Source organism: Bremerella cremea, assembly GCF_039541315.1.
Taxonomy (GTDB): Bacteria; Planctomycetota; Planctomycetia; order Pirellulales; family Pirellulaceae; genus Bremerella; species Bremerella cremea.
Genome location: NZ_BAABFZ010000001.1, coordinates 152,096 through 161,422, shown reverse-complemented (window position 1 = coordinate 161,422; position 9,327 = coordinate 152,096). Strand labels below are relative to the sequence as shown.

Genomic DNA, 9,327 nt, shown 5'->3' with positions numbered 1-9,327 from the left:
CCAGTGCGAAAGTAGGTATCGCCGGATTCATTTACACTTCAAAGCCCCGTTCTAACGAACGGGGCTTTTTTGTTGCCCTGATCCGAAGTTGTTGACTTCGCACTGCTTTACTTCTCAATGAGACTTTCTTAGAACTAGGCCTCTAGCTGGTTCAGTGCATAGTCGGTGAGAGGGGTAAAGATGCGAAGGTTCGATTCGCCTGGTCAACGTACCGGCGCTGCGAGACGCACCGTTGTCTACATTTTGGCCGGGGTCGGTGGCGTTCTGCTTTTAAGCTGCTTTCTTTGTGGCGGCGGCATCTATCTCGCCCTGAATTGGGCGGAGGGTAGTTTTCATGAGACCTTCAACGCCAACTATCGTGATCATCCAATGGTGCAGGAGCACATCGGCGAAGTCAAAACGATGTCGGTTGATTTTGCTGATATGGCTGAAGTTAAAGAAGAGCGGGGTGATCCTGACTACTTGAGTTTTTACGTGGTCGGTACGAAAGGCGAAGGCCAGGTGGTTGTCTTGGTCAAAGAGGGTTTGATTGATACCTGCGAGTTGATTGTTCCTGCGGGAACATTTCAATTGGAATAGATCCGTTCTATCGATTGCAGTAGGCCTTTCTTGCTATGGGGTTCCGGGGTAAAACAGGGGCACCTATCTTTTCGCCCCATGTTTTCAGGCAATTGCTTTGGTTGACTCGCTCGTCTTTCCTCGAATCAAACGTCGCGATCGCCGCGGTGCCACTTCTCCACTCATCCTCGCAATCGCCGCTGTGGCTGGGTTAATCCTGGTGAGCTGTCTGGTTTGTAGTGGGCTCGTTTATTTCGGCGTGAACTCTCAGGTCACGACCGAGATCAAGAACAAGTTTGGCGAGCGGCCAGCCGTGAAAGACAACATCGGGGAGATCTATCGAGCATGGATCAATGCCGAGGCAAGCCAAGAGGTTGCCGATCAATTTGGTCACCCTAACTACGTCGTCTACGACGTCTACGGCTCAGAAGGGGAGGGCCAACTCGTTATCATGCAGGGGGAAGATGGTTCTCTGGTTGGTGATGAGGGATTTTTGCGAATCAATGACGAGGATCTTCAGTTGTAGCAACTGAAGTTTATAGCCAGTTAGGTAGCAAGCATTGAGCGTCAGCCCATCCGCTTATCGATTTGAATCGGAGCTGGCCCAGCTTTCTCCTCGCCAACGCCGCGAACGTGGTGTTTTCTATACGCCTTGGGAAGTTGCCCAGGCGGTTGTTCGCCAGGTCGATCAGACGTTAAAGCAGCAGTTCGCGTTACCTCTCGGGCTGGCCGATTCAAGTTCGTTCCAGCATGTCGCCAGTCGAGCGAAGCTTTCCATTCCAAGTGAGTGCAATCCAGAGCAGCCTTTCGTCCAGATTCTCGAGCCTTCCTGTGGTACCGGCATTTTTCTAGTCGCTGCTCTTCAGCAGATGGCAGAAAACGTCTTGGCTCAGGGAAAGCAGGAAGGGCTGTCGCAAAGTCAGGCCAATTTGTGTTGGCAAAGATTTGTCGAGGAGCAACTCCCGCAGCGAATTGCTGCCATCGAGTTGATGCCCGGTGCGATCGATGAGGCCCATCAGACGGTTTCGCAGTTCTTCCAGGCAACGGGAATCTCGAAATACGATCCAGCCTGGGTTCCAATCCACTGCGGAAACACGCTCGAGCTAGAAGTTCACCAAGAATTAGGTTCGCCAGCGACGGTCATTCTCGGAAATCCCCCCTACGCGGCGGCATCCGCAAACAACGGGTTGTGGATCAAAGAACTTCTTCGCGGAAAAGTTGGCAAGGAAGAGACCTATTGCAGCTACTTCGAGGCGGAAGGCGTACCGCTGCAGGAAAAGAAGTTGTGGCTGCACGACGACTACGTCAAGTTTCTGAGGGTTTCGCAGTGGCATCTGGAACGGGCCGGGCTGGGCGTTATCGGCCTGGTGGTGAATCACGGTTTTCTCGACAACGTCACGTTTCGAGGGCTGCGGTATCAGTTGCTGCGGCAGTTCGACCGGCTGGAACTGCTCGATTTGAACGGAAACTCGAAGAAGCGAGGAACGGCGGCCTTTCTTTCTCGGGATGAAAGTGTTTTCGATATCGGTCAGGGAGTCGCGATTTCGATTTGTTCGCGGTCCCAGGTCAGCGAAGCCGCCGAAGTTCAGTTCGGGCAGCTTTGGGGGAACCGCGAAGACAAGTTACAGACCTTGTCCCAGCAAGGATGGAACGAACTTGTCGATCAAACTCTGCGTCCGCAGTCGCCCCATTTCTTTCTCGTTCCGCGTCCGAAGGATGTTTCAGCAGAGTATTCCCAGGGGATTTCGATTACCGAATTGTTTCGTGAGTCGACCTCAACGGTAGTAACGGCCCGGGATTCTTTGGTCATTGATACGTCTGAGGAACGTCTTTTGGCTCGGCTTGAAGAATTTCGCGACGCAGCTCTGACCGACGAAGAGATCCGAACGAAGTATTTTCCCCGTCCCCGAAGTGGAAAGTATCCGCCCGGGGATACTCGCGGCTGGAAGCTGTCGGGTGCCCGAAGTTCTTTGCGCGAAGATCCGGAGTGGAGAAGTCGCCTGGCACGCTGTGCGTATCGCCCGTTCGATCAGCGCTGGATCTATTGGTCGACGGAAATGATCGATTGGCCACGCGGTGACGTCATGGATGAAATGCAGAAGCCGGAGGCCTTGGCGTTGATCGTGCGACGGCAAATGCCCGCGGATCGGCCTGCCAACTACTTTTGGATTGCCGATGCGTTGACGGTCGACGGTATCGTTCGAAGTGACAATCGAGGCAACGAAACGCTTTTGCCCCTATCTTTTCTGGGAAACGAGAACATCAATCGGGACCTGTTGCCCGAATATCTGCGGGGTTCGGTCGGTGGCGAAGCGATCGTCGCGATGATTTACGCGTTGTTTCATAGCAGCGAGTATCGCACCCATTTTGCGTCGATGCTGCAGATAGAATTCCCCAGGTTGTTTTTCCCCGTCGAGAAAATGAACTTCGAATGCCTGGCAACGCTTGGCCAGAAGTTGATTACGCTACATTTGGGAAAAGCGACTTGGGAACGCGAGACGGCCATGGCGGAACTGGGACCGGTTGCCGCTGGCTATCCCAAGTATCACGACGGCCAGGTTTGGATCGATCGACGAACACCCTTGGCGGAAGTGCATGCCGCTGACTGGGCCTATCATGTCGGAAGCCATCAGGTGCTGAAGAAGTGGCTGAAGGATCGTAGGCATCAGATGCTGAGCGCTGAAGATATTTGCCACTACTTAAGAATGATCCAGGCCATTCGCGAGACGCGTGAGACGATCGCGCGGATCGATCAAGAAATAGAAAAGCTCGGTGGGTTGCACCGAGCTTTCGGAATTGAACGCAACTTGTAGTTCGCGATTATTCTTCTTCGCGAAGCTTTGCCAAGATCGAGTAGTCTTCCAGGGTCGTTGTGTCCTGAACCACTTCTCGGCCAGCGGCGATGTCTTTCAGCAGACGACGCATGATTTTGCCGCTGCGAGTCTTTGGCAACGAAGCCGTGAAGCGAATGTCGTCGGGTACGGCCAAAGCACCGATTTCCTTGCGGACATGAAGCTTCAATATCTCGCGGGCTTCGTCTTGGTCATCGGTATTCTTCAGGGTCACGAAGGCCGCAATGGCTTCCCCCTTCAGTTCGTGTGGACGACCTACAACGGCGGCTTCGGCAACCAGCGGATGCGAAACCAAAGCACTTTCGACTTCGATGGTGCTCAGGCGATGGCCTGCAACGTTGATGACGTCGTCGATACGGCCCATGATCCAGTAGTAGCCATCTTCGTCACGGCGAGCATTGTCACCGGCCAAATACTTGCCAGGAACCTTCGACCAATAGACTTCCTTGAAGCGTTCTTCGTCGCCCCAGATACCTCGCAGCATGCCTGGCCAAGGTTCGGTAATCGTGAGCATGCCACCCTGGTTGGTGCCACATTCTTCGAGCGATTCGTCGTAGATCTTCGGCACGATGCCAAACAGCGGCCGGGTGCAACTGCCTGGCTTAGTTGCTGTGGCACCTGGCAGTGGCGACATCATCAGGCCGCCCGTTTCGGTTTGCCACCAGGTATCGACAATCGGGCAACGTTCCGCACCGATCTTCTTGTGGTACCACATCCAGGCTTCTGGGTTTATCCCTTCGCCCACGGTGCCGAGCAAACGAAGGCTCGAGATGTCGTGCTTGTCGACCCATTCGTCGCCCCATTTGATGAAGGCACGAATTGCGGTCGGAGCGGTGTACAGGATGGTGACCTTGTACTTCTCGATGATATCCCAGAAGCGGCCCTCGTCCGGGAAGTTGGGAGCACCTTCGTACATCACGCAGGTCGCCCCGGCACTGAACGGTCCGTATACGACGTAGCTGTGACCAGTGATCCAGCCGCAGTCGGCGGTGCACCAATAGATGTCGTCGTCGCGATGATCGAAGACCCATTCAAAGGTCTTCTTGGCATATAAGTTGTACCCTGCCGTCGTGTGCAGAATGCCCTTCGGTTTGCCGGTCGAACCACTGGTGTAAAGGATGAATAGCGGGGTTTCGCTGTCGAGCTGGGCGGCTTCGCAGTCACTGGAAACGGCGTCCATTTGCTCGTGCCACCAGACGTCTCGATCGGCCTTCATTTCAATGTCGTTGCCGACACGTTTCAGCACGACGCAGTGTTCGATCGAAGTCGACTTCTCGAGTGCTTCTTCCACGATTGCCTTCAGTGGCAACTCTTTGCCACGACGCCAACCGGCATCGGCGGTGACGATCACTTTGGCCTGGGCGTCGTTGTTACGCTCGGCGATCGATTCGGCCGAGAAGCCAGCGAAGATCACCGAGTGAATCGCACCGATGCGGGCACATGCCAACATGGCGATCGCCAGTTCCGGAACCATCGGCATGTAAAGCGAAACGCGGTCCCCTTCCCCAACGCCCAAACCTTTGAGCACGTTGGCGAACTTGCAGACTTCGGAATGCAGCTCTTTGTAAGTCAGCGTGCGCTGATCGCCTGGTTCACCTTCCCAGATGATGGCCGTCTTGTCGGCGGTTGGTGTGCCGAGGTGGCGATCGAGGCAGTTGTAGCTGACGTTGGTCTTTCCACCGACAAACCACTTGGCGTCGGGGCAGTTCCACTGAAGCACTTCGGTGTAAGGTTCAAACCAATGGAGTTCTTCCTTGGCAAACTTATCCCAGAAAGCTGGCAGGTCCGCTTTGGCTTCGTTCCAGATCTTTTCGTAGTCGTCGATCGACTTGATCTGGGCCTTCGATGCGAACTCTTCACTGGGCGGAAAGAGCCGCGATTCGTGCATCACGTTATCAATCTGCCCGGTTTTTCCATCCGACATGAAAGTTACATCCTAAAAGTGCGTTAATGATGGAGGTTCTACCGCGGAAAGTTCGAGGCGATTTTAGGGAGGGTCCAAGTGGGTGTCAACGAACAGCCAACCGGACCAAAGGCCCTAGGAATTGTCTTCGACTTCGACAGTAACTTTGGGAGGATCGACGAAGTCGTCACGAAGTTGTTGAACCTGAGCGACGTCCATCTCACCTGGCTGAAGCCACAAACGATAGTGCAACTGAAGGGGCTCTTCCTTCGAGACATCGGTTGCGAAATAGGAACCGAAACGTCCATAGTCACGTTCGCTGAAGCGAGCCGGTTTGGGGTTTTCTGGGGAATCGAGATAGCAGCAGGTATACCGCTGATCGAATGCCACGAAGCTCAACGCGTTGAACTCGAGGTCGATGTGTTCTTTGTTGCCGGGCCAATTGCGGAACTTGCCTGGCTCGCCTTTGCCATCGGGACGAATGTAGTACGTCTGCTTGGCGGTGTTGTCAGGCACATGCTGCGTGGCACGGAACTGGAATCCTGCATGCTGTGGGTCGCCATCCAACTTCAGGTTGTCGGACTTGGCGATCAGCTCGGAAGTGAAGTCGATGACCTGGTCACCTTCAACGTGATAGACCGTCATCTGGCGAAGTTCCGTGGCAAAGGTCTTGCCGTCGACGCCGTTCCAATTGATCTTCAGCACCTGGCGAGCGACCACGGGCCCCACTTCTTCCCGGGCGAACTTCTCGTGGGTCTGGCTTTCCTTGCGGTTGCAGTGCCAGACGTCGGCAGTCTTCTTCTCGCCGTCCTGTTCGTAGCTGATGCGATTGAAGCCGTAGAAAATACCGCGGTGATGCTGGAACAATCCGCCGGGACCTTTGGTCAGCAGGTGTTCGCCTTGCGGATCGTACAGGTGATGATAGACCTTCATCGTCTCGTGACGGCGATCTTCATTCGAGCTGTCGACCGCTTCGTACATGTAACGCATCACCGGGCGATCGCCGTAGAGCAGGTCTTTGTATTTGCCTGCTTCGTCCTGAAAGCGGAAGCTGGTCAGGTCATCGAACTTCTTCGAGATCTCGACCTTCAAATCACGCTCGGGGCCGATCAGCGATGCGGGCAGTACGAAGTGCAGTTCACGAGCCAGCGGATCAGGGTTTTCGTTGCCCAGACCTGGTTTGGTCAACTGAGCGACGATCGGATCGATTCCATTGCCGGTCAGTTCCACGACATGCACGTCGGCGAAGCTTTGCGGAACGGAGACATCGACCTGCAAGGGGAGCGGCCGTTTGGCATCGCCTTGGGCAGCGACTTTCACGTGAAAGGAATCGGCCGCAAATACGGGCGAAGCGCAGAGTGCGGCGAACAGTAATGAGCGGATGATGTGACCGGGGGCAAACATCAAGCGGCGTCCTTTCAGCATGGCAAATAGGAAATTCTCAATCTTCTATGATAAACGCGTAACCAATCGCAAACCACTATTGAGTACTTGTGGGCTACGAACTGGACACAAAGTGTCCGCCACCACGCGTTGGAAGGGGGTTGGCTGATCGAGACGGGGCAACGCCAGACAAATCGATGGGGCCAAGGGATGGCGGAGACGTTGCCGTTGGCAGGGATTGGCAACGAGGGCGATCGGACTCAGCAAGTCTTCACAGGTGGGAACCAGCCTGATCGCTCCAGCAGAATATTGTTGGCCAGACACCAACCGCGCGGCAACCCTACCTGAGGCCCCTGAAGCCGCGCAAAACGGCAATTAATGGATGGTATTCTGGCAATTGGTGCTGATTGCTCCTTTTAAAAGGGGAGCACGCGACCAAGGCCCAGCCGGAAAATCGTCGCGACGGCGATCATGGCCTTCCGCATATTGATCTTTGAGCTGCCATATTGCCGCTCGACGAAAACGAACGGAACTTCGACGAATCGAGCCCCATTGGTGCGCAAGTGAAAAAGGATCTCCTCGAAGAAGGAGTAGCCATAGCTTAGGAACGAGTCGAAGTCGATCTGTCGCAAGAGGGCGACCGGATAAGCCCGAAAGCTGCCGCTGCAGTCTTTCATCGGCAGGCCCAACAGCAGCCGCGTGTAGAGGTTGATGGCTCGGCTCATGAAGTGCCGCTTGAGCGGCCAACCGGTGATGCCACCTCCTGAGACGTAACGCGAGCCAATGACAACGGTATGTTCCCCTTCGCTCCCAGACCATGCTTCCAGCAGTTCCGGGATCTTTTCCGGAGGATGGCTCAGGTCGGCATCCAGGTTGACCATCACGTCGTAATCGTTTTCGACGGCATACTGCATGGCAGCGATAATCGCCGAGCCGAGACCCGGTTTGCCCTTCCGATGGAGGCAGCGAATTCTCGGATTGATCTGCCCCTGATCTTCGCACCAGTCACCGGTGCCATCGGGGGAACCATCATCGATAACGAGCAAATCGACCTCGGGCAAAGTGTCCACCAATCGCTCGACGAAGATCGGCAGGTTCTCGATCTCGTTGTAGGTCGCAACCGCGATCAAGATTCTCGCGGACTTCGGGGAACGATCGGTCCCCTTAGCGGGAAGCTTATGCGGAGTGGTCGAGATTTCGTCAGCGATTTCGCTCATTCGTTTCTGAAAAAAAGTGGTGGGCTCTGCTAGGTAGCAGGTCCCGAGGAATTCCAGGCGGGGAGTGCGTATACTGGTATTCTAACCACGCTACCCGCAAAACCGAGATGAGGATTCATGAATTCCGCCGTGGTCACGGCAGAAGAGAGGTCGACCGTCCCGCAAATTGCATACGGCCGCGAATTTTGGCTGGCCTATTTTGCCAATACCGCACTCATCGTCTGCAACAGCTCTCTGTTCCGTTATTTCGACTTTGTCAGTTTTCTGGGTGGTGACGAATATAACCTCGGTTTGATCACCGGTTTCGGCATGGCCGGAGCAGTTCTGATGCGTTTCGTTCAGGGAGCGATGATCGATCGCTTCGGAACCCGCGTCGTCTGGCTGGGATCTTTAGGGCTACTAATCTGTGCCCTGTTGGGACACTTCGCTGTCGGTCGCATCGATGGCCCGGAAATCTATGGCCTTCGACTTTGTTACATGGTCGGCCTGGCCGGGGCATTTGGCTCGTCGATCACGGCCATTTCTTTGAAGGCTCCGAAAGGTCGCGCGACGGAACTGATCGGTGTGCTTGGTTCGTCCGGGTTCATTGGTTTGGGAATTGGACCGCTCGTCGGGGATATCATCTTTGCCGGTTCCGGAACGATCGAGTCGAAGATTCAAATGATGTTTGTCGTGGCGCTTTTCGCGAGTTGTGTTTCGATCGCCCTCACGTTTCTCGCCACCCGAGGCGATCGCCCGCAGGTCTCGCGGAACCACCCTTCCCTTTGGAAGTTGATTCGTGAGTACCATCCCGGCTGGATGTTGGTGATGTCGTTTGCGATGGGAGTCGGCGTGTTGTTTCCGCAGATCTTCCTGCGAAGCTACGCCAAAGAAGTCGGGATCACGAACCTCAGTTCGTTCTTCCTGGTCTACGCGATCACTGCCTTCTCTTTCCGCTTGATGACACGCAAGCTGCCGGAACGGATCGGCGTAAAGAATGCGGCCACCATCGGGATTCTGATCCTGGCGACGAGCTTGGTGTTATATCTTTTCGTTCGCAATCCCTGGCTGCTGCCGATCCCTGCATTCATTGGCGGGATGGCGCACGCGTTGATCTTTCCGGCGATCATCGGCGGCGGGAGCGTGGCATTTCCGAAGAAGTATCGAGGGACCGGCACGAACTTGATGCTCGTGATGCTCGACTCTGGCGGGCTAGTGGGGCAACCGGTGATTGGGGCATTGATCGCTGGAAGTCGCAAGATGGACTTACCTGCGTATCCGATTACATTCGTGGCGATCGGCTTGTTGTTGGCGACGATCGCCCTGCTGAATCAACGCTTCGCGAAGCCTGTGGTGGCTCGGGAAGAAGACTCGCCCGATCTGGAAGACCGGGCGATGTGTGTGAACGAATCGTTGTAAGTGAAGCCAGGCTCGA

The 9,327-nt window shown here is 55.1% G+C and carries 7 protein-coding genes; 4 read left to right on the top strand and 3 right to left on the bottom strand.

The features are described 5' to 3' along the window. Positions 1–180: 180 nt before the first annotated feature. The 3 genes from ABD890_RS00730 (at position 181) to ABD890_RS00720 (ending at position 3,371) form a co-directional block, all read left to right on the top strand. Positions 181–579 carry a hypothetical protein gene (locus tag ABD890_RS00730; RefSeq protein WP_345084454.1) on the top strand — a complete coding sequence of 133 codons (399 nt, stop codon included), beginning with the start codon at positions 181–183 and terminating at the stop codon, positions 577–579. Positions 580–676: 97 nt separating this feature from the next. Beyond that, positions 677–1,084, top strand: coding sequence for a thioredoxin domain-containing protein (locus ABD890_RS00725; protein ID WP_345084451.1), 408 nt, complete (start codon positions 677–679; stop codon positions 1,082–1,084). Positions 1,085–1,118: 34 nt separating this feature from the next. Continuing rightward, a complete protein-coding gene (locus tag ABD890_RS00720) occupies positions 1,119–3,371 on the top strand; it encodes a type ISP restriction/modification enzyme (RefSeq protein WP_345084448.1) in 2,253 nt (750 codons plus the stop codon). Positions 3,372–3,378: 7 nt separating this feature from the next. Here ABD890_RS00720 and acs read toward each other — a convergent pair whose 3' ends face one another. The 3 genes from acs to ABD890_RS00705 form a co-directional block, all read right to left on the bottom strand. Beyond that, the gene (acs, locus tag ABD890_RS00715; protein ID WP_345084445.1) at positions 3,379–5,334 is read right to left on the bottom strand and encodes an acetate--CoA ligase; all 1,956 of its coding nucleotides are present in this window, start codon (positions 5,332–5,334) and stop codon (positions 3,379–3,381) included. A gap of 114 nt (positions 5,335–5,448) precedes the next feature. Continuing rightward, positions 5,449–6,738, bottom strand: a complete 1,290-nt coding sequence (locus ABD890_RS00710; protein WP_345084442.1) for a DUF6807 family protein — start codon at positions 6,736–6,738, stop codon at positions 5,449–5,451. A 374-nt stretch (positions 6,739–7,112) separates the two neighbouring features. Continuing rightward, the gene (locus ABD890_RS00705; protein ID WP_345084439.1) at positions 7,113–7,913 is read right to left on the bottom strand and encodes a polyprenol monophosphomannose synthase; all 801 of its coding nucleotides are present in this window, start codon (positions 7,911–7,913) and stop codon (positions 7,113–7,115) included. 117 nt (positions 7,914–8,030) lie between these two features. Between ABD890_RS00705 and ABD890_RS00700 the strand changes: the two genes are divergently transcribed. Beyond that, positions 8,031–9,311 carry an MFS transporter gene (locus ABD890_RS00700; protein WP_345084436.1) on the top strand — a complete coding sequence of 427 codons (1,281 nt, stop codon included), beginning with the start codon at positions 8,031–8,033 and terminating at the stop codon, positions 9,309–9,311. The last annotated feature ends 16 nt before the right edge of the window (positions 9,312–9,327 follow it).